The following is a 19,091-nucleotide window of genomic DNA, read 5'->3' as shown; positions in this document are numbered from 1 at the left end:
GCAATGCGCCGCCTGGCTCAGGAGAGATCGTGCAGTGCTTTGCCGAGCGGTGGAGTAATAGCGAAGTCCGTAAAACTCATCGCCAGCCCTTCACGTTCAGGCGAGCAGCCCATTACTCCGACAAACCGCCGCGCCTGACCGGGCCACGGGCAGAGCCGTAACAGCGGCCAGCTCACGCCGTCGGTAGAGTACTGAATTCTTAAGGCCGCGTTTTCCAGGGTGGCGCGCAGCCAGAACTGGCGCGCATCGCCGGGAAACACACCGGTAGACCAGTCGGAAAACTCGCGCGTCACCACGCTGCCAATTGCGGGCTGGTCATCGTTAAACTCAATGCCCGCCTTAACCCAGTGCGTTTCGTTATCCTGAATAAACAGCCCGGCCTGATCGTAGAGCTGACTGAAATCCGCCCTTACCTGCACCTGAACGGTAAAGTCATTTTCCACCCAGAAGCCGAAAGCGTGGCCGCTGTGCCGTTCGAAGCCGTACCAGGTACGCTGCCAGAAATCGCTGTTCAGCGCGGTTTCGAACCTCAGCGTATCGCCATCCAGGCTGTGTACCGGCGGCTGATTAATCCAGACGCCACCTTCAGTGGTAATGGAACTGACTGCTGTCATAGGCACTCCTTTGGGTAAGTTAAACCGCCCGCGTGCTGGCCGATCTGCGGCGTGGCGATTGACCTGATTATCATAGCGTTGATTGTTGAACGGGCGGCAGACGATTGCGGCAAATCTGATGGTGTCGATGTGGCAGGCAGTGAGGTCAGCAGACCCGTGGCTGCAGATACTCCGGCTCTGTTTGCGGTTTCGCTTATATGCCCTTTATTCTCCTGCCGCAAATAAATAACTGCGACCAGGTCCAGTTCACTGAACTATTTCATTTTGTTAATCCCCCTGGCGAAAACAGCATTTAACAACCAGGCTTGTTTTGTCTGAGGGCAACTGAACTCATTAAATATAAGGATTAAGCCACCATGGTAGATAAATCAGAAATTTTAGATCACGCGCAGGTTGTTGATGTGAATGGCGAACATGTCGGGATTGTCGACCACTTCGAAGGCGACGACAAAATTAAGCTGGCGAAAAGCGATCCTGAAGCGGGCGGCAAACACCACATTATTCCATTCAGCTGGGTGAAAGAGGTTGATGATAATAAAGTCATCCTTTCTAAAGCCAAAGCGGATGTTGAAAGTGAGTGGCAGTCTGCATAAAACATTAGCCGTGGCGCCCGCCACGGCTTAATTCATTTATTCTGTTAAATAACTCCTGCGTCCTTCCCTGCCCATCCTTCCTTTATTACTGCTTTATATTTCACACCGTCTGAAACGTCTTCAGCAATATCTGTCAGATTTTTACTTTCCATGACGCGGTGCTCCCTGTTTTTATGCTCTGTGGCCGGTTGGTCGTGAGCGGAGGTTTTGAGTGGATCATCATGACATTGCGGCGGGAGTGAAAAAAACACCAGAATGGCGCAGCACTTTGCCGGATCTCTGCCGGTATCCGGCGGGCATAAGAAACGGCGGGTGAAGTAAAACCTGAGATCCTCACCCGCTGCGGGTTATTCCTGTTTTGCTGCGCGATCCCGCAGCACTTCCCCCCACCACCGGAACCGCTGAAAAGGCATTTGGCCAGCCAGCATAGAACGCGGCCTGAGTGATAATCTCGCCCGCTTCTTCAGCCGTCAATCCGTTGTCCATCGCCCGGTTGAGATGGTAGCTAATTTGCGCACTTTGTCCCGAAGCAATCAGTGCGCTGACCGTCACCAGACTTCTGTCTCGAGGCTGTAGCGCTGGCCGCTGCCACAGATTGAGAAACAGCGTATCGGCGGTGAATCTGACCAGCCCGGGCGAGATCGGCCCCACATTTTTCTCCACCGTTGCAGAACGCTGCTGTTCTGCTGTCTGATTCAGTGGCAGCAGTGCCGGAGAGGCTTCGGCCAGTTGATCGGCACCAATACCTCGCGCCTGAAACACATTTTTGGTCACCGCAATTGCGGACATCGCATTAGGCCAGCCGGAATAGAACGCCAGGTGAGTGATTATTTCGGAGACTTCAGCAGGCGTCACGCCACTGTCGAGCGCCACACCGGCGTAATGTTGTAACTCAGCAGGCTGGTTGCGGGCGATGAGAATGGCAAGCGTGACGATACTGCGGTCACGGATCGAAAGTGCATCGCGTTTCCAGAGATCGTCGGTTATCGCTTCACGTCCGAAACGAGCCAGTGCGGGAGAGACGGACTCAATGTCGGCAACCGAAAGGCTGGATGGATTAACGTTCAACATAGTTTCACCTCTTTTGGGTTCAGCAGCGGCCAGGTCGGCCAGCATCATGGAGATCGCGGCGGCGGCAATCACTTTTTTCATCCTCTGATCAGCTCCCTGGTAAAGGTCAGTTAACAAAAGCATTAAGAGCGCCGCGGTTTTTCAGCAGAGCAGGCACCACGGGGATCGCCTCTTTGCGGTCGGTCATCTCAGCTGTCAGCCGGATATAGTCGCGAAAATGGGGCGTTTCGCGGTGCTGCTGATAGGCGGCGTCACTCGCGTAGATTTCATAGAAGAACCAGCGATATCTGTTTTTCGAATCGGTCGCGGCATACATCGCCAGTACGCCCGGTTCCACCTTCATTGATTCCGCCATTTCAGGCAGCACAATATCGCGGAATGCCTGCTGATCGGCCGGTTTCACGTCAACAATCACCAGGTTATTAATGGTTTCTTTATTCTGTACGAAGGGTCTATCACCCAGAAACTGCGGCTCCAGCACGGTGCTCTTTTTCTGGCCGATAAGATCAGGTGCGCGTGTAATAAAAGACCGGTACGGCTCAGAACTGAGATGTTGCTGGTATGCCTCTTCACTCGCATAAATTTCAATCATATAAGCCTGATGAGCATTTTCTTTATGTTTCAGTGAATACATCGCCAGCGTACCTGGTTGCTCTGCCAGCGAACGGGTAATATTATCTCTGGCAACTTCATCGTACTGTCCGTTTTTCCCGGCCTTAATTTCCATTTCATGCAGATTAATGACACGATTTGTGGGTTCTGTTAAAGCGGCTGCCGATGCCGGGCCGGCCATCAGCAGAGTCAGAGTCAGAGCGGTAATATTGTTCACGGTCTGCCTTAATTATCGGATGAGGTGATTTGCGATTCATTCGGTGTATTAACCGGCGCGATTTCTGTTTCATCTGGCTATTAAGCCGTTGTGAGTTCCGTATTGAGCTGAGCAATGAGTCGCGACGCGTGTTGCTTTGCTGCAGCAATTTGCTGCGTGATAATAGTTTCATTACGACTGGCATAGCTTATCCCGCAGGTATAAACCGGTTTCTGCATCTCCAGATTGCAGAGCCGGGCGGTGGTTTCAAACTGAATCAGATAATCCTCCAGCTGATGACCAAAGACGCCATCTGCCGCGTATAACGCCTGCGGTGCGCCAGTGGTGAAGGAGAGGATCAGTTTTTTTACCGCCGAGTCTGGCCGTCGATCCGTGCGCAAACCCATGAACAAATACGTCATCCAGCCATAACTTCATGAGCCCTGGCAGCGAATACCATGAGAAGGGAAATTGCCAGACGATAATATCTGCCTTCAGCAGTGCATCCTGTTCGGCGCTGACATTGATGTTGTTGTCCGGATAAAGTGCATCCAGACGACGGATTTCAGCATCAGGCAGCGCAGAAGCGACTTCATTAAGAATGGTAGCATTACCGACCGAATGGCTCAGGTCAGGATGACCGGAAATAATTAATATATTTTTCATTTTCAGTTTTTAATCATCTTTTTTTAACAGATGGCCAGGCGTTGGCGATGCCATCACGCGCTGGGTACTTTTTGCCGTCCGGCACCGTTTAATCAAATCCACTCGCTACGGCATCCGCCTTTCCTGCCGTTAGCGCTTCACGCGGCGTTTTTACTGCGCCGCCTGCCTGACACCTGTCGGATGACTGGTGACAACACACGGTAGCGGTTTGCGACTGATCATTGGGTCACGCCCTCTTGCTGAGGCTTATACTCCGCAGCGAACAGGCTTTCCCAGTTGGTGAATGCACCTAACGGGATGCAGTCAAAACTCAGCAGACCGGCTTTTGCCAGCGGAAAGTCAGCCAGCAGGCTTTGGGCCTGTTCCACCGAGTCGCATTCAAGGAAATCGCGACGCCGGGTCGATCCTGTCGGTAGTAAATATCGCGTAGCGCACCGGATTTATACAGACTCCAGGCATGGAAAGCTTCGGCAGTCAGATGAGGGTGATACTTTTCCAGCGTGGCTTCGGGCGCGGGTTTATCCAGACACAAAATTCGCATATCAATCTCCTGAGATTCACGGCCAGGGGGGAACTGATAAGGAGTATATGCTCGCGATTTAGTGAAGATTAGGCCACTATTGACTCAAAGATATTTAGCCTGCGGCTAATAATAAGCAGCCCGATTGTGTCAGGATTATCCCGTGAACAACGCCATCTATAATCAGATACGCATCTTCCAGAGCATTGCCCGCGAAGGAAATATTTCATCGGCTGCTCGCAAACTGGAGATTACTCCCCCCTCTGTCAGTAAGGCGCTGAAGCTGCTTGAAGCGCACATCGGTCATCCGCTATTTGTGCGAACCACGCGCCGGATTGAGCTGACCGATGCCGGACAGCAGCTGCTGGAACAAACCTCAGCAGCGGTAGCCTCGCTGGAAAAATCGCTGGAAAGCATCCGTGACCAGAATCAGGAACCGTCGGGACTGGTCAGAATCACCCTTTCGCGCTTTGCTTATCTGCTGGTGCTGAAACCTGCGATGGCCGCTTTCTGCCAGCAATATCCCGGTATTCAGCTGGAAATTTCGGTATACGATGGTACCGTGAACATCATTGATGAACGTTTTGATCTGGGGATCCGGTTTGGCGACATTCTGGAAGGTGGCGTGGTGGCGCGACCGCTGATGAAGCCGTTTCGCGAAGGTTTGTATGCCTCTTCTGCCTATCTGGCAGCGTTCGGCATTCCAGCGTCTCCGTCTGACCTGCATCAGCACCGGCTTATCGGTTACCGGTTTATCACCAATAATCGTATTCTGCCGCTGATTCTGGATCATCATGGCGAACAGCTGACCGTTGAGATGCCGGGTCAGTTGATGAGTAATGATATTGAGGTGATGGCTGATGGCATTCGCAACGGGCTGGGTATCGGGCGACTGTTTGAACCGGTTCATAATTTACAGCCGGATAAAGAGGCATTTATTCCGGTGATGGAGCGTTACTGGAAAACTTATCCGCCGGTTTATCTCTATTATCCTAAAAGCGCGGGTAAAACGAAAAGAGTAAAAACGTTAATCGACTTTCTGCTTAAGCACACTGCGGAATGCCCTAATGAGGGCGGGTTTTACTCTCCTTCAAGTCAATGAATGAGGACCGACAAGAGAGCTGATCGACACAAACCAGGCTTTAGCCGAAAAAGCGGAACGACCAATGATGGTGCTGATTTCTGCGCAGCGATAAGCCTGTATCCCACTTTAATTGAGTAATGTTGAAGGTCAGCCTGTTAACTAAAAATGGAGCGAGTTGACGATACCCATGGCTTTCAAATCATCAATGATAATGACTCCCGTTCATACCACCTCTCGTGCATAGCAGCTTCTTACTGAATAACATTTTGCAAAATGATTATCACAAAAGTTCTTCGTGAGTCTTTCCTGGATATCCCGGCAGTGAGGATCCGCTGCATTTTACTGGCGGTGATAAAAATCGGGTGATTAATGTATGTTAAGTTAGTCCGTTTTTCGGGGATGAGGAATAGATATGTTTTTGCAAATACAGGATATCATTGATCTGCAGACTCTCATTGAATCAGAGCAGGTCGAGTTTAAGTTGGCTGGTGGCAAAGACGGCAAAGGTGAGTTACCAAAAGATTTCTGGCCGACTTATTCTGCAATGGCAAATGGAAGAGGTGGCTGGGTCATCCTGGGCGTCAAGGAACAGGATGGTGAGTTCACGCCCGTCGGTGTAGTTGATTCCCAAAAGATTAAAACTGATTTATTCAATCAACTGAACGATCGCGATCGGGTCAGTGCCAATGTAATTCGATCCGAAAAAGATGTGCAGCTGGTGAGCTTACAGGGTAAGGAGGTATTAGCTATACACATCTCTCCCGCCATGCGAAAACAAAAGCCCGTTCACTTAAAAAAATCCCCTTTTGGTAACACCTACCAGCGGCTTCATGAAGGGGATCGCGTCTGTGATGATATGACGGTTAAGCGTATGCTTGCCGAGCAAATCCACGACAGTCGCGACAATGAAGTCCTCTCTGAGCATTATGGTTTCGACGAAGACATCGATCTTGATAGCCTGAAAGTTTACCGCAACTTACTTTCTTTAAATAATCCCCAGCATCCCTATCTAGCCTGTGAACCTTTTGAGTTACTCAAGATGGTTGGTGGGTGGAGAAAAGACCGTGAAACGGGAAAGCAGGGCATAACACTTGCAGGAATTCTGATGTTTGGTAAGTGGGAGGCCATTACGGCTGCTTTACCTAACTATATAGTGGATTATCAGGAGCGTCCAGAGGCAAAAACGGAACTGCGCTGGGTTGACAGGATAACTCCTGACGGCACCTGGTCAGGCAACCTCTTTGATTTTTACCGCAAAGTTTATCAGAGGCTGGTTTCCGATCTTAAAGTCCCTTTTACCCTTGAGGAAGGGCAGCGTAAAACCGATACGCCAGTCCACATCGCGTTGCGCGAAGCGTTGGTTAATACGCTGGTGCACGCTGATTACTCGGATCGGGTTTCCATTCTCATTGTTAAACGACCCGATATGTTCGGTTTTCGGAACCCAGGGCTTATGCGCCTGCCTTTAGAAGATGTGGTAGCAGGCGGTACAAGCGACTGTCGTAATCGCCTTCTGCACCAGATGTTTCTGCTTATTGGGCTGGGCGAGAAAGCCGGTTCAGGAATGCCTAAAATATTCAGTGGCTGGACGTCGGCTAACTGGAGAACACCAAAGTTATGGGAAAAACCAATACCAGCGCAGACGCTGCTCGAGCTATCAACTGCAAGTCTTATTCCTCAGCACATCCTTGACGCGTTACACCAGCAATTTGGTGAGCGGTTCAACGTGCTTGACGACTTTGAACAGGTCATTATTGCAACAGCAGCCATTGAAGGCTGGGTAAATCATGAACGTGCATGTCAGCTAACCACTAAGCATCCACGGGAAGTTACTCTGACACTCCCCCGGCTGGAAAGTAAAGGTTTCCTCGCGTCAGCTGGGGAGCAGAAGAGCAAACATTACACGTTGCCAGGCGTATCAGTGATGACACCAGAGGAAGTCTTCTCACAGGGTGTGGTTAATGTGTTAAGCAGCTCCACACATTATGGTGAGAGCTCCACACATAGCGTACAGGACTCCACACATATCGATGATGGCCTGACACAGCGTGATATTGCGCCAGATGACTCAGCAATGAACGAGTCTGGTCTGGAAGATGGTCATCAATACGTTATAAGGGATGAACATGGACGCATATTAAACCGCTTTATTGACTTACCCTACATAGACTCTGTAGATAATCTGACACAAGCGTTCCGTAATAATTTGTATGCGCAAGCGGCAGTCCCGCGTAAAAAGCTGCGACTAAAGAACAAGGATCAGATGAATACGGTGATCCTGACAGTATGCCAGGGACATTTTATTTCAGTATCTGCGCTAGGAGAAATCCTGAACCGTAACCCTAATGCGCTGCGCCAGCAATATCTTAAGCAGCTGGTGGATCATGGGCAACTTAAGCTGGCATTTCCTCAATATAAAAATCATTCAAAGCAAGGATACAGTTCTGTATAAGGGGGGCATTGCCTCAGCAAGTGCTATGCATCAGTTTCTGTTTAATTTGTGATAGAAAGGATGAAGCAGAGGGCTATTTTATCACTCGCTTTTCCCTTGTTCTGCTGCACAATGATTAACTTTGGAGCTCGTTATAATTTTTGTTTTTAAGGGATTACAGACTTCAGGAGAGAGTATCAGAAGGGAGAATTTGGTACGCCCTACAGGATTCGAACCTGTGACCTACGGCTTAGAAGTTCCTAGAATGATCTTTTAACACAGTAACTTACCGCATCCTGCCGCGCTCACACGTCCCATGATGTGAAAACATGCAAAGGCCTGAAAAGAGATTCAAACCTTTGCGTGTCTCAAATCTGTCCCATCAGATGATCGGCCTGCTGGGCTCATAAACTGACATCACTTCCGCCGTCACTTTCCCCAGCACGATAATCCCTTCCATGCCCTCTCCGTCGATCGTCTCACCGTCTGAGGTGATAATCCCAGAGCTGAATAATCTGCCCAGTTGCGGGAACTCGCCGAGCTGGAAAGCGACTTTATCGCCTGGCACAGGCTTCAGTGATTTGTCGGCCAGCACGAACCCGTCCGGCGTCTCAATCAGGATCATGTTATTGCGGTGCGGCATCAGGATGTCGTTCAGGTCGATGCGCTTTTCAATATAGTCGTTTGCAGGTGATGGAAATCCCATAGCTACCTCACGTATCCCATGCTGCGGAGTGCCCACGTCTTGTTTTCACTCTCCTCCGTGACCAGCTCGAAGAAGAAGTTCTGATACCGACGTATCCACCTGTTGCACTCTGCCAGCGTCCAGACGTGATTCACGTCATCAAGCCGCTTCTGGAAAGCAGCAGTGGTAAGCGTCTGCCTTCCCCTACCATCCAGCACCAGCGAGCCCATGAAGGCCGCCTGTATGTCACTCTCTCTCGCCATGATAAATCCTCCTCTGATAAATACTGTATGGATAAACAGTAATATCGATCTGTACTTTTGATCAAGGCGGAGCGGCTCACAGATTTGTAAAGGGGTTGATGGCACAGGGTTTTTAGTTGGCGGCTGCGATGGTGAGCGACTAATCTCAAATCACCCACCCCGTAGCCTGCTCAGACAGGAGCGGATGAGTCATTGCCCGGTCGCCGGGCTTTTTTTATGTCTCCATTTCTATCACAAGAATAATCCCATTAAATCAGATGGCTTTTCTATAACTCAGGCGTCGCTTGAGATATCCTACACATAAGAAAAAACGAACAGTTAATTAACATGCACGGAGCAGCGTAGTGTCCAAAACTAACAAGATCATTGCACTGGATGGGCTTAGGGGGAGTTGCTGCTATTTTTGTAATCTTCTCCCATATCACGCTTTTATTGTTTCCTTACCTTCACATGGGTTCTTCTTTCGACTCAAGGCCAAAATCTTGGGCGCAGGCGCTTTTTGATAGTCCATTTACGTTTTTCTATAAGGGGACGTCGGCAGTAATGCTTTTTTTTGTTATGAGTGGGTTTGTTCTTTCCTATTCGGCAGTTAGAAAAGGCACTATGAAAAAATGGGAGGTTCTTCCGAAAGTTATAATCAAAAGGTATTTTCGTTTAAATATACCAGTTGCTTGCTCAATTGCACTCTGTGTAAGCCTGATGATGCTTGGATTCTTCACTGCCAACCTGGTTGGACCAAGAAATGATTTGTACAATGCTTACACTGCACCACTTGACGGCATGGCTGCCATTAAAGATGCAGTTTACGGCTCAATAATTCTTGGGAATGGAACTTTCAATTACGTTCTATGGACAATTAATATCGAGTTTTTTGGCTCAATAATGGTCTACTTTTTGTTAGCATGCTTTGGTGGGAATACCGCATCATTAAGAATGGTTACTGCCGTTATCGCTGCGTATGGTATTCACAGCGGCACGCCTTTTGTATGGGGTATTGGGCTTTTTGCTGCAGGCGTTTTTATGGCTACGTTTGATGTGGTTGCTGGCGGTTCAGCCAAAAGAAAGGTTTTATCTTGCATCACTTTAATCATTGGAATTTATCTGTACGGATTTAATTCCGAGAGTAAATCATATACATACGTTAACACATTGCTTGACTATGCCAATCAGAATGGAATGGAGCTAACCAAGGGGTTCATTGTAAGCATAATCGGAACTATTCTCATTATGACCTGCTTCCTGATTAGCACCAGCCCGTTAAAGCTACTGGAGACGGCTTTATTCCAATGGTTAGGAAGGTTGTCGTTTTCTGTATACCTAACGCATTCAATAATATTGGCTGTTGTTGCCCCCATCATTATTGAGAGGTTCTCATGGAGCCTTCACTCTGTTGCAATCTGCGCCATTGTTGTTACTTCATTCACGCTTGCAGTATCAAGTTTATTCTCAAAATACATAGACCAAGTGGCGATCAGGCGCTCTGGCGTAATCGCCACTTGGATACTAGAGGTGGTAAGGATTAATAGGAAATCACAATCCGGCAAGGCTGCCAACTAGATGCAGTTTACTCAGGAGATGTGGGAAGCTTTGCCGAGCCATCTCCTTTGGCAATATAAGCCCTCAAAGCCTTCCTGTAGGATGTCCAGGTTGAAAGTTGCGCCCGGACATCAGCCTCCGGGTATGAAGAATAGTCTTCATCTTCAATAATTTCATTTAATGCAGTAATCTTGGCTGACGCGAGGTCATATGCAGATGATGCTGCCTGTATATTTTTATTCGCCTGCTCTTCAGGTGTGATTTCTACTACTGGAGCAGAAAATGACCATTTTCCTTTCGAGTCTTTTTTTGCGGTATATCCAGGACCTACCTGCTCCCCATCCTTTATCTCATACGTCTCGTATTCCTGAAAAATATCACCTTGACCATCCCATAGCACTGCATTAACCACAATTCCGTCTTTAATCAAAGCGTAAGATGACATTATGCATACTCCCAAATAATAACCACACCGTTAGCACCATTTCCGCCCGAAAAGCCAGCGCGGTTAAATGCATATGAACCACCACCACCGGCTCCATAACCGAAAGCTGTATAGACTGCCGCTCCATTGTTGGCTGGGCTTAAAACTGGCAGGCCCAGCATTGCGGCCCCGCCGATTCCCGGCAACACGTTACCTAAACTCAGTGCCGCTCCATTAGATGAAGCCCCTCCGCGCATATTGACAATATTGCCACCTGTAGCGATACCACCTAGTGATCCGGTCACCGAATATGGAGGCGTTGTTTGATTCTGACCCAGACCTCCCGCCCCGCCATTTGCGACAATTGCTGAACCGAACGAAGATAACCCCCCCATCACTACCATTAGTTGGAGCCAGGTTTCCACCCGGGCCGCCTGTGCCAACAGTGATGAAAATTCCACCTGAGAAACCAGAGGTTAATCGAGATTTAGCATAGCCACCGCCTGCACCACCGTTACCAACAGCAACAGTGTTTGTGCCTGCTCCACCAATTCCACCACCTCCACCGCCCGCGCCCTGAACCTCTACAACGATAGATTTGGTGCCGGGGGTTGGCGTGTATGTTCCAGAGGCAGTGAAAAGCTGCATGTTCAAGAGCCGACCCGGAGTTAATGCTGTCAGTCCGGATTTCAGGTTTGCAAGAATGGTATCCGGCGTGCCGTTGTCCAGAACATCATTTGCAGTGCTGTCCGAAATGAACTGAGCCAGTACATATGCCATCACTGATGATTGGCGGATCGACTTGTTGATTTGCGCAGAACTGGCCTTGCCTGACTGAAAGCCGGTGATAAGAGCAGCAAGCGCTTCATAATCCGCTTGACTCGTAACGTTGGCTCCGCTGCCGATGGCGAATGGTTTAAAGTCATTTGTAGCCATTAAAGTTTTTTCTCCCATGCGCCATCATCGAATCCGGCGATATATTGATTTTCCAGGTCGAAACCAAAGAATTTGTTTCCCGTTGAGGGGGTGATTACTGATGGGGTTGAGATACTTCCGGCATAGACGCCAGCCGCTTTAACTGTCAGATAGCCTTGCCGTATAGCCGCAATTAACTCCAGAGACACATTGCTGATATCAGTGTCGGGAAATACCCATACGCCGATTGTCATGTCCTGGTTATCCACGATCTGCATCGTCAGGCCTGAGCCTTCAAGCGCGCTATCCAGAATCTGAGGCAGGCTATCGTTAGTTCCATCCCAGTTGTTAATGGCGATTTTTGCTTTCAATATGATGCGGTAGGTGTCGTCACTGAGACTGGTATAACCAGCGTCGGGGTCATATGGCCCCTGCCATACCCCTTGATCCCAACCAAGACCAGCAGTATCAAAAGAAAAATAAACGCCAGATATTGGCTGACTAACAATCCGGCTTCTGCCTATCCATTCGCCCAGCGCATCCAGCTGGACCCCAACCGCTTCATCAATGTCAAAGGCTGACACAAGCCCCTTAATGGCAACGGATGTGTCTGTAAGTGGTCGTGTTGAAAGGTCGATGTGATCAACGAACAGGGGCTTTCCCCTGTGGTAATTTGTTATCCGGTCGGTATATTTACTCATGACGAGGCCGTGATAGAGATATTAGCCGCGCTGCAGGTGGCGGATTCGTTGTAGGCAATGACAATATTTGAAGCTGATACGACACCGGCTGACTTGCCTATCTGCAGGCTGTTGATGTCGTAATAGCGCGCGTTACCGCCACTGACTACGCCGAGGTTGGCAGGCGAATACAGACGACTGAGTAAGACGTCATCACCGATCGTCAGCGAGTTAATGTAATCAGCTATCGCCTGCTTAATCTGCTCACCAATTTGCGTGGTGTAGCCGGTGAAAACCTTCAGCACTATATTCACGTAAATCGGCACTTTAGATGGCCTTGAAAAGCTGATGTTATGCGGATTGCCGTATTTGTCAGCGACCTGTGTGGTTGTGCTGCCGAACGTTCCTACACCCTGACCTTTTTTGCCGCGGATCGTTTGAGCTATCAGAGTGACATCCCCACCTTCCACAATGGCAGCAATGGAATGCGCAGGAATACCGTTAGCATCAGTTGCACCGGTATCGTTCTCATAGAGCTTGTGGCGGGTAACGCCTGATACGTTAGCCAGCGCACCATCGACTGCCTCAAACGGCGTGAGAGACGGTATAGCAACGCTCTGGCCCTGCCTGATGCGCAGTGCTGAGTCTTTTTCTGCATCTGAACCCACTGCGGCCGCAGCTGGAGTTACTAACTGCGGTCCAGCCACGCGTAGGCGTGTTGATTTGCGTAATTGAGCCACTTACCGCCGCAACGGCACCAGCAACCGCGCTGGTTGCTGTCACGGTAACCGATCCACCAACGCCGATAGTGACGCTTGCAGGCAGGTTCCAGACCATGCCGTTAGCATCCTTCACTGAGCCGTTGGTGATGGTGGTGCCGGCTGTTCCCGTCAACGTTAAATCAATCGTTGAGTTAGTTGAGGGTTTGCGTGTGATGCCGTTGATTTTCACGTTACGCGTGAGAGCGTCATTCAGTGCGGTTGACGGAGAGAAGGAGGTGTAAACCTGAATGGCTGTATTGTTTGCGTCATGCACCGCTAGTGCCACAAGGGCAACCATCTGACCGTCTTTGCTGTCTGGATCCAAGTAGGCGTCGGTGCCGTAAATCTGCTGAAAATAACTGGTGATGGTGCTCAGGATTGTCTGGTAATCGGGCGCACTTATCCCTGAGGCGGTCACCGTAGCGGAGAGCCCCAGCGTATCGAGATTGAGAGCCATTATGCCTCGCTTGTGACGGTCGTCGTTCCGTAGATGGTGTCGATGGTTGCTGTGAAAATCACACGCCGGGAGGAGGTATTCAGGTTGGTATCAAACGACTTAATCGAGTTAACTCCGGGTGTCTCCAGTATCCTTTTACGAATAGCCAGGTTGTACGTTTCTGGTTTCTGCTTCCCGAGCACCGACTGAACCCACGGCGTGCCCTCTGTGGTGTCGAGGAACCACTGACCGTACCAGAGCAGGAATCTCGTCTTGATCGCCTGAGCAACACACTCTGCAGAGTTAGTCAGCCACGTGTCATCCCCTTTACCAAAGGTGTAATCACCGTTTTCATCTTCGCGTCTGTATCGCATCAGTTCACCTTGCCAGAATTGCCAGAGCCAGACTGCACGCCGTTATGCGTATGCTGGTCGCTGATGTCTTTGCCGTTGGATTTCAGGCTGCCGATGAATTCGATGGCGCCGGTAATTTTTGCTGCGGTGCCTGACGCAAGGCTGCCCACCATGCCGCCCATCCATGTCAGCAGCCCCGTTATCGTTACTGCCTGGCTAAATTCAGCCAGAGGTGTCGTTACGTTAAGACCGCCCGGCGCCACGATATTCACTGCGTGGCTGTTCGGGTCGAGCTCGATATAGGCCGTGCCGTCATCGGTTCGCATCTGCAGCGTTGAGGGGCTGATGTTGCTTATCACTTGAGCCTGAGACTGCGGGCCGATGATAGCGAATGCATCTGACAGGTCATGCTGTCGCGGGTCTACAGGCTCCTGAATGCCGCCATTCTGCCACCAGAAATCAATGCACCGGTCGCTGAAGATGACCAGGCACTCATCCCCGGCCTTAACCGGGAAGGTGATCGTGCATCCGCCACCGCGTGGAAACACCACTGGCACATCGAGAAGTAAAGGAAGCGGTGCCGATTTGAAGTTACCCAATTCATCTGCCGCCTGACCGCTGATGGCTGGCTGGACGGTGCAGGTGCAGGCGATCGGGTCAAAGGTCTGGATGATGCCAGGCATGGAAACGCGGAGCATGGAGAAGATGGAATCTGACAAAGCTTTGTAGGCCTGCGATTCACCGCCAGCCTGTGATTGTGGTGAAACTGGCATATTAGCTCCAATAAAAAAACCCGCCGAAGCGGGTTCATTAAATTGCGACTAGATTAGATTTTTTTGCAGTCATACGTTCCGAACATTCTCGGCTCATTCATGTTTGAGCGGATGGCCTCAACGTTCAGGATGGCTTTGCCATTGCGCTTGATAAAATCCATGCCGTAATATCCAGGATAGTCAGCTCTAGGCACCATCCATTGATATGTGATGTTCTTATAATCATCAGCAACGTTTGTGAACCTAAACTTTTGACTGACCGGTCGGATGTTATTTACATGCATGAAGCCATCATTACTTGATGACAGTGTGAATGGCCCGCACTGCATGAGGGGCTTAGCCAGATCACTTGCTAATGCACCCGCGCTTAAGAGTGAAAGTGCGACCATTACAATTTTAATTTTCATGCATCCGCGCTCCTGTTTAAGGCCGATGTTGTCTGAAGGTCTGCGGAACCTCTGGCGCTGCACATCAAATCCATATACCAGGCTTGCCCGCGTGTATCACCAGTATAACTGATGGATTGCACGATATACACGCCATCGGTCGCAATACTTGCGGGCTGTTGCAGTGTTCCGTTAACGTTCAGATTCCCGTTATTTTCGGTCTCAAATATGCGCCCTCCCGACCGCTGAACTTCGTCGCTGGATAGCGCCGAGCGGTACACGGAAGCCTGGTCCAGTTCAATCAGTCCACCAACACGGATATTGGGGTTAATCAGGCAGCGTGCGTTAACGCCAGCGCCCATGGTCTGCTGTGGCATGCCGATGAGTCCGGTGCGGCTGTTCAGTACGATCGCTTCATGGATGTACTTATCAGTGCTGACCATCTGAGCCTGACCATCCACGATCTGCCAGTTGGCATTGCACTGGTCAGCCACGTTGCTCATCACGTCGCGCGCCATGCCATACATCACACGCCCGCGAGGGAAAACGGTATCCGGCATCTGAGCGGTAATTCCTTGGGTGACGCCGAAGGGCTGGAAGCTCTGCATTGTGGCTGCATGCAAATCTGCCACCGTGTAACCGGCTGCCAGCGTGGTGTTGACCTTCGCAGCCACAAACGCCTGATGACCGTCGATAGCCTGAATCAGAATGTATGTATCAGTCGGATTATCGCGCCCGGTTATCGTAAAGCGAATCTCGCCATCGAATATCTGTCCGAAGTTCTGACCATCAGTCTGGCCGACCTGAGTCGCATCGACATTGCGCGCAATACCAACCTGACTGGCATCGACCGGCGCGGCCAGGCCATCATAACCGGCGATCATCTTCAGCCTGGAGAACTCCTTCCCCTGTATCCGGCTGACGGTGTCCTTCTTCAGGTTGTAGATTTTCACCGTAGCAACGCGGGGCCATAAGGCATTCGTCCACTCGATATTAAACACGACTTTGAAATCAGAAAGGCTGATGCCTGCGCCAGACTCATCAACCAGAAGCAGTTCAAAGTGGCGCATCCAGTTCTGGCTCATACTTACTCCGTGATTACGTAGAGATGGCTGCGTATGCCAAGGTCAGTTTTGGTCGGATAATCCTGCGTGACGTCATCGCAGGCCACTTCAAGCGCAAAGCCCAGATTAAGGTAGTCCCACTGAGCAAGCAGATTACCTCCGGTCACCATGGGAATCCCGCTTACGATTTCATTGCCGCCGCTGTCCTTCAAATCAAGTACCCATGCAAAGTCGCGCCACTCAACCTGTAACTGGTAGGTGGTGTTATTCAGCTGGATATTGAATGCCTGATTATCGGGAGATAGCGGGATTTCATATCCCTGCATACTCACCTCTAGAAGTAACTTGAGAGCTTAGAAAGGATGGACTCATTGGCGCTCTTCACTGACTTAGTGCCAGTGTTCTGCACTGGTGAGGTGCTAACTCCATCTGTCATGTCGGTTTTGTTCGCCACGCTGATTGTCTGCGTCTGCGAGATAATTACTTCTCTGAGTGTAAGGGAAGCCATCAGGACATTTTCAGACGTCCGGTCAGTGGTGACATCAAGCACGCGTATCAGCATATTGCTGTAGATGCGCTTGCCGGTCACCACATCGAAAGGAGTGCGACTGGCCTGAAGGTCGAGAAGGCTTTGGTAGGTCTCCTTTGGACTCAGGCCAAGACTAAGACCAATGGACGACGTGTCGAGCAGGTCCAGCAGCGAACCGCCACCGGAAAAGCCGACTTCCATGGTCAGCTCTGATGGCCGCTTGTAGGCATGGTCAGCAACCGGCGCGCCATCCTCGGTAGGGTGCTCTGTGATTTCCAGCACATCGCTGTGCTTCTCAGAGATGACCACGTCCGGGATGATCAGGCCTATCTTCCTGCTTTGCTGTGAAAACAGCGTAGAGAGAATATCCATTATCTGACCGCCGGTGTGAGTTGCTGAGTTAGCCTGGAGTTAACGCCCATCTGCCGTTCTGCGACGCTGCTTCCTGCGCGTTCCGGATCGCTCACGCCGTGAATATGGATGTTAGTTTCCTGATTAACGGTAGGTGAGGCAGCTCCTGATGCGGCGCGGCTTACGAGCTCGCTTGAGTAGATGTTGCGGCCATTCTCATGATGGATGATGCCGTTCATCAGCTGAGACAGTACCTGCGGGTTTTGCAGGTTAAGCGCAGCTTTCGGGTCAACGCCAAGCCGTGAAGATATGGCGTTAACGTAAGCGCCGGTGTTGTTCTCAGATGATGGCGCCCAGGTGGAAATGATACCCTCCACGGAGTTAATGCCGCGACGGGCATACAGCATCAGCTGACGGGCCATCGCGCGCAAACCATCATAAGCAGACTGGAACTTAGCGAATCTCCCGCCACTACGCTCCAGCATTGCGCCTGCCTGACCTGCATAGTTCAGGTTGCCGGGATTATTATTTCGCTCCCCGCGCTTCAGTGACTGTGCATACTGCGAAGCTGGGCCATCTACAGGGTAGATTGCTTCCGGGCCATCATCTTCGCCGGGCATTTTTTCTGGTTCTGCTGATGCAGCCGGTTTTCCACCCTCGCCGCTGAAGAAGTTCAGCATGTCCTGCGTGTCTTTCTCATTGACGATATGGAGGCGCTGCAGCGTTTTCCAGAACGGGCTGTTAGCGAACTTCTGACCAATTTGAGTCAGAAAGCCGCCAAAGGCACGGTTAACGGAGGAGATCGCATCGTTAATCGACTTCGACCAGTCGCCTTTCATGAAATCAGAAAGTGACTGAAGCGTGCCTTTCCATGTCAGGGTTCCGTCGTTGAGCTTATTCAGCTTGTCCGTGAACCAGTCCAGTGCCTTTTTAGCGGAGTCAATTCCCGGTTGCCATTTCTCCCAGTCGATGAGCGATTTGCCGCCAGCCTGCCACGTCTTATAGTCGTCATACAGACTGAGAATGGCGAGGCCCAGCGCCATGATTCTGCCAATGGGAGATGTCAGGAATGCGCTATTAACAATCCGCCACGCCAGAACAAGTGCGCCGAGCGTTTCAATCAGTTGCTGCGTGCTCTTATCGAGTGTGTTCCACCATTCTCGAATGTCGCCAGCCGCCTGAATTAGCCGGTAAACTACTCGGCCTATCACCTCTGCCATCCAGAGAATGCCTTTCACACCGCTGGTGATGGTCTGCTCTATCTTCGGGAAGTTATCAACAATCTGTTTACGCAGAGTGTCAATTGAACCCGACAGGCCTTCCGCCAGGCTGGAGCCGATTTTATCGCGCGCCATGCCCGCCATTTGCCCGAAGGCGCGCAGCGAGGTCATGAACTTGTTGGAGCCGATCGCAGCCTGGTCAGCATTGAAGCCGATAGCCTTTGCCATCTGCGTGTATTGCTGATTGAACTGCCCCAGCCCGCGCCGCATCGCCATCAGGGTGTTTTCATCAATGCCGAGCATCTGCGCATACTGATTCGCGCGGTAGTACGGCATGTTGCTGAGCTTCTGGCCTACACCCGTGAAGATGCTCGCCATGTCCCGCATATTGCCGCTAGCGTCACGCGTCTGCACGCCCAGGCGATTCAGGAAACCTTCTGAGCCGGGGTTGTTACGCATGAAGTGCGCCAGCCCCTCCATGGAGTTACGGGCAGCATCAACAGAGCCACCCATCTGGCTTACTGCGTAGCCTATGCGCTGAATGCCCTCAACTGTTGCGCCTGTTCGCTGAGACATCCAGTAAAGATTATCCAGACCGCTGGCGATTTTGGCTGTAAAAGCAACCACGGAGAGCGCCGTAGCTTCCACTGCCGCGCCGAGTTTCACCACCTGCAGCGTGGTGCCCAGTACCACAGAGTCAAACTTGCGCGCGCCAGCATCGTCAATCTGAAAGCCGAGGCTTACCAGAAAATCCTTGATAGTCTCAGCATTCATTATCCTGTCTCCAGCGCTCAATGCGGTTGTTATTATCTGCCTTCAGGTCGAGCCAGTCATTCATGCGAGCAATGTCTGCGAGGTCTACTGAGCCATCTTTCAGCGCGGTGTAGCTGATGTACCCGGCATCAACCGGGCGCATCAGAAAATCCTC

The 19,091-nt window shown here is 50.7% G+C and carries 20 protein-coding genes and 3 pseudogenes; 4 read left to right on the top strand and 19 right to left on the bottom strand.

The annotated features are described in order from the left end of the window. Positions 1-17: 17 nt before the first annotated feature. Positions 18-614 carry a DUF1349 domain-containing protein gene (locus JNO11_RS04785; RefSeq protein ID WP_050498552.1) on the bottom strand — a complete coding sequence of 199 codons (597 nt, stop codon included), beginning with the start codon at positions 612-614 and terminating at the stop codon, positions 18-20. A gap of 356 nt (positions 615-970) precedes the next feature. On the opposite strand from JNO11_RS04785, the gene JNO11_RS04780 reads away from it, so the two are divergent. After that, positions 971-1,207: a DUF2171 domain-containing protein gene (locus JNO11_RS04780; RefSeq protein WP_003854080.1), complete on the top strand. Its 237-nt coding sequence runs from the start codon at positions 971-973 to the stop codon at positions 1,205-1,207. A 333-nt stretch (positions 1,208-1,540) separates the two neighbouring features. Here the strand turns inward: JNO11_RS04780 and JNO11_RS04775 are convergent, their stop codons facing one another. From JNO11_RS04775 to JNO11_RS04760, 4 genes and pseudogenes are all read right to left on the bottom strand, one after another. Continuing rightward, on the bottom strand, positions 1,541-2,359 hold the full coding sequence (locus JNO11_RS04775) for a carboxymuconolactone decarboxylase family protein (protein WP_325177021.1): 819 nt from the start codon (positions 2,357-2,359) through the stop codon (positions 1,541-1,543). A gap of 25 nt (positions 2,360-2,384) precedes the next feature. Next, the gene (locus tag JNO11_RS04770; protein ID WP_111533508.1) at positions 2,385-3,107 is read right to left on the bottom strand and encodes an antibiotic biosynthesis monooxygenase; all 723 of its coding nucleotides are present in this window, start codon (positions 3,105-3,107) and stop codon (positions 2,385-2,387) included. A gap of 80 nt (positions 3,108-3,187) precedes the next feature. Beyond that, a pseudogene (locus JNO11_RS04765) lies at positions 3,188-3,752 on the bottom strand (NAD(P)H-dependent oxidoreductase). A gap of 218 nt (positions 3,753-3,970) precedes the next feature. After that, positions 3,971-4,293 (bottom strand): annotated as a pseudogene (locus tag JNO11_RS04760) (superoxide dismutase). A gap of 142 nt (positions 4,294-4,435) precedes the next feature. On the opposite strand from JNO11_RS04760, the gene JNO11_RS04755 reads away from it, so the two are divergent. Together JNO11_RS04755 and JNO11_RS04750 are read left to right on the top strand one after the other, a co-directional pair. Next, positions 4,436-5,374, top strand: a complete 939-nt coding sequence (locus tag JNO11_RS04755; RefSeq protein WP_062758191.1) for a LysR family transcriptional regulator — start codon at positions 4,436-4,438, stop codon at positions 5,372-5,374. A 394-nt stretch (positions 5,375-5,768) separates the two neighbouring features. After that, positions 5,769-7,808 (top strand): RNA-binding domain-containing protein, encoded by a 2,040-nt coding sequence (locus JNO11_RS04750; protein WP_325177020.1) that lies wholly within the window; start codon positions 5,769-5,771, stop codon positions 7,806-7,808. Between the two features lie 361 nt (positions 7,809-8,169). Here the strand turns inward: JNO11_RS04750 and JNO11_RS04745 are convergent, their stop codons facing one another. Beyond that, on the bottom strand, positions 8,170-8,493 hold the full coding sequence (locus JNO11_RS04745; protein WP_325177019.1) for a phage repressor protein: 324 nt from the start codon (positions 8,491-8,493) through the stop codon (positions 8,170-8,172). Between the two features lie 2 nt (positions 8,494-8,495). Then, the gene (locus tag JNO11_RS04740; protein WP_325177018.1) at positions 8,496-8,735 is read right to left on the bottom strand and encodes a hypothetical protein; all 240 of its coding nucleotides are present in this window, start codon (positions 8,733-8,735) and stop codon (positions 8,496-8,498) included. 375 nt (positions 8,736-9,110) lie between these two features. Between JNO11_RS04740 and JNO11_RS04735 the strand changes: the two genes are divergently transcribed. Next, positions 9,111-10,292, top strand: a complete 1,182-nt coding sequence (locus tag JNO11_RS04735) for an acyltransferase (RefSeq protein WP_325177017.1) — start codon at positions 9,111-9,113, stop codon at positions 10,290-10,292. Between the two features lie 7 nt (positions 10,293-10,299). On the opposite strand, the gene JNO11_RS04730 is transcribed toward JNO11_RS04735, so the two are convergent. The 12 genes and pseudogenes from JNO11_RS04730 to JNO11_RS04675 form a co-directional block, all read right to left on the bottom strand. Then, positions 10,300-10,716 carry a hypothetical protein gene (locus JNO11_RS04730; protein WP_325177016.1) on the bottom strand — a complete coding sequence of 139 codons (417 nt, stop codon included), beginning with the start codon at positions 10,714-10,716 and terminating at the stop codon, positions 10,300-10,302. Between the two features lie 213 nt (positions 10,717-10,929). Further along, positions 10,930-11,631, bottom strand: coding sequence for a hypothetical protein (locus tag JNO11_RS04725; RefSeq protein WP_325177643.1), 702 nt, complete (start codon positions 11,629-11,631; stop codon positions 10,930-10,932). Further along, positions 11,631-12,311: a DUF2612 domain-containing protein gene (locus tag JNO11_RS04720; protein WP_325177015.1), complete on the bottom strand. Its 681-nt coding sequence runs from the start codon at positions 12,309-12,311 to the stop codon at positions 11,631-11,633. Before JNO11_RS04720 ends, JNO11_RS04725 begins: the two co-directional genes overlap by 1 nt. Beyond that, positions 12,308-13,508 (bottom strand): annotated as a pseudogene (locus JNO11_RS04715) (baseplate J/gp47 family protein). Before JNO11_RS04715 ends, JNO11_RS04720 begins: the two are co-directional and overlap by 4 nt. Continuing rightward, positions 13,508-13,861, bottom strand: coding sequence for a hypothetical protein (locus tag JNO11_RS04710; RefSeq protein ID WP_325177014.1), 354 nt, complete (start codon positions 13,859-13,861; stop codon positions 13,508-13,510). The pseudogene JNO11_RS04715 and the gene JNO11_RS04710 overlap by 1 nt, the downstream one beginning before the upstream one ends. Beyond that, a complete protein-coding gene (locus tag JNO11_RS04705) occupies positions 13,861-14,613 on the bottom strand; it encodes a Gp138 family membrane-puncturing spike protein (protein ID WP_325177013.1) in 753 nt (250 codons plus the stop codon). Before JNO11_RS04705 ends, JNO11_RS04710 begins: the two co-directional genes overlap by 1 nt. 53 nt (positions 14,614-14,666) lie before the next feature. Next, positions 14,667-15,020, bottom strand: coding sequence for a hypothetical protein (locus JNO11_RS04700; protein ID WP_325177012.1), 354 nt, complete (start codon positions 15,018-15,020; stop codon positions 14,667-14,669). Beyond that, the gene (locus JNO11_RS04695; protein ID WP_325177011.1) at positions 15,017-16,084 is read right to left on the bottom strand and encodes a hypothetical protein; all 1,068 of its coding nucleotides are present in this window, start codon (positions 16,082-16,084) and stop codon (positions 15,017-15,019) included. The genes JNO11_RS04700 and JNO11_RS04695 overlap by 4 nt, the downstream gene beginning before the upstream one ends. Positions 16,085-16,086: 2 nt before the next feature. Further along, positions 16,087-16,389: a hypothetical protein gene (locus tag JNO11_RS04690; protein ID WP_325177010.1), complete on the bottom strand. Its 303-nt coding sequence runs from the start codon at positions 16,387-16,389 to the stop codon at positions 16,087-16,089. Between the two features lie 8 nt (positions 16,390-16,397). Continuing rightward, positions 16,398-16,964: a phage baseplate protein gene (locus JNO11_RS04685; protein WP_325177009.1), complete on the bottom strand. Its 567-nt coding sequence runs from the start codon at positions 16,962-16,964 to the stop codon at positions 16,398-16,400. Then, positions 16,964-18,937 carry a lytic transglycosylase catalytic gene (locus tag JNO11_RS04680; protein WP_325177008.1) on the bottom strand — a complete coding sequence of 658 codons (1,974 nt, stop codon included), beginning with the start codon at positions 18,935-18,937 and terminating at the stop codon, positions 16,964-16,966. Before JNO11_RS04680 ends, JNO11_RS04685 begins: the two co-directional genes overlap by 1 nt. Continuing rightward, a complete protein-coding gene (locus JNO11_RS04675; RefSeq protein ID WP_325177007.1) occupies positions 18,927-19,079 on the bottom strand; it encodes an NTP pyrophosphohydrolase in 153 nt (50 codons plus the stop codon). The genes JNO11_RS04680 and JNO11_RS04675 overlap by 11 nt, the downstream gene beginning before the upstream one ends. Between the last annotated feature and the right edge of the window lie 12 nt (positions 19,080-19,091).

The organism is Pantoea sp. 1B4 (assembly GCF_016925765.1).
GTDB classification, from domain to species: domain Bacteria; phylum Pseudomonadota; class Gammaproteobacteria; order Enterobacterales; family Enterobacteriaceae; genus Pantoea; species Pantoea agglomerans.
Note: the sequence above shows the minus strand (reverse complement) of the source record. Positions and strands in the feature narration are given on the sequence as shown.

Excerpts from the sequence above, each read along its gene's own strand:
- JNO11_RS04730 (WP_325177016.1), bottom strand. The coding sequence starts at position 10,716 with ATGTCATCTTACGCTTTGATTAAAGACGGAATTGTGGTTAATGCAGTG.
- JNO11_RS04695 (WP_325177011.1), bottom strand. The coding sequence starts at position 16,084 with ATGAGCCAGAACTGGATGCGCCACTTTGAACTGCTTCTGGTTGATGAG.
- JNO11_RS04675 (WP_325177007.1), bottom strand. The coding sequence starts at position 19,079 with ATGCGCCCGGTTGATGCCGGGTACATCAGCTACACCGCGCTGAAAGAT.
- JNO11_RS04690 (WP_325177010.1), bottom strand. The coding sequence starts at position 16,389 with ATGCAGGGATATGAAATCCCGCTATCTCCCGATAATCAGGCATTCAAT.
- JNO11_RS04680 (WP_325177008.1), bottom strand. The coding sequence starts at position 18,937 with ATGAATGCTGAGACTATCAAGGATTTTCTGGTAAGCCTCGGCTTTCAG.
- JNO11_RS04710 (WP_325177014.1), bottom strand. The coding sequence starts at position 13,861 with ATGCGATACAGACGCGAAGATGAAAACGGTGATTACACCTTTGGTAAA.
- JNO11_RS04705 (WP_325177013.1), bottom strand. The coding sequence starts at position 14,613 with ATGCCAGTTTCACCACAATCACAGGCTGGCGGTGAATCGCAGGCCTAC.
- JNO11_RS04725 (WP_325177643.1), bottom strand. The coding sequence starts at position 11,631 with ATGGCTACAAATGACTTTAAACCATTCGCCATCGGCAGCGGAGCCAAC.
- JNO11_RS04735 (WP_325177017.1), top strand. The coding sequence starts at position 9,111 with ATGGGCTTAGGGGGAGTTGCTGCTATTTTTGTAATCTTCTCCCATATC.
- JNO11_RS04740 (WP_325177018.1), bottom strand. The coding sequence starts at position 8,735 with ATGGCGAGAGAGAGTGACATACAGGCGGCCTTCATGGGCTCGCTGGTG.
- JNO11_RS04780 (WP_003854080.1), top strand. The coding sequence starts at position 971 with ATGGTAGATAAATCAGAAATTTTAGATCACGCGCAGGTTGTTGATGTG.
- JNO11_RS04685 (WP_325177009.1), bottom strand. The coding sequence starts at position 16,964 with ATGGATATTCTCTCTACGCTGTTTTCACAGCAAAGCAGGAAGATAGGC.
- JNO11_RS04720 (WP_325177015.1), bottom strand. The coding sequence starts at position 12,311 with ATGAGTAAATATACCGACCGGATAACAAATTACCACAGGGGAAAGCCC.
- JNO11_RS04745 (WP_325177019.1), bottom strand. The coding sequence starts at position 8,493 with ATGGGATTTCCATCACCTGCAAACGACTATATTGAAAAGCGCATCGAC.
- JNO11_RS04785 (WP_050498552.1), bottom strand. The coding sequence starts at position 614 with ATGACAGCAGTCAGTTCCATTACCACTGAAGGTGGCGTCTGGATTAAT.
- JNO11_RS04750 (WP_325177020.1), top strand. The coding sequence starts at position 5,769 with ATGTTTTTGCAAATACAGGATATCATTGATCTGCAGACTCTCATTGAA.
- JNO11_RS04775 (WP_325177021.1), bottom strand. The coding sequence starts at position 2,359 with ATGAAAAAAGTGATTGCCGCCGCCGCGATCTCCATGATGCTGGCCGAC.
- JNO11_RS04700 (WP_325177012.1), bottom strand. The coding sequence starts at position 15,020 with ATGAAAATTAAAATTGTAATGGTCGCACTTTCACTCTTAAGCGCGGGT.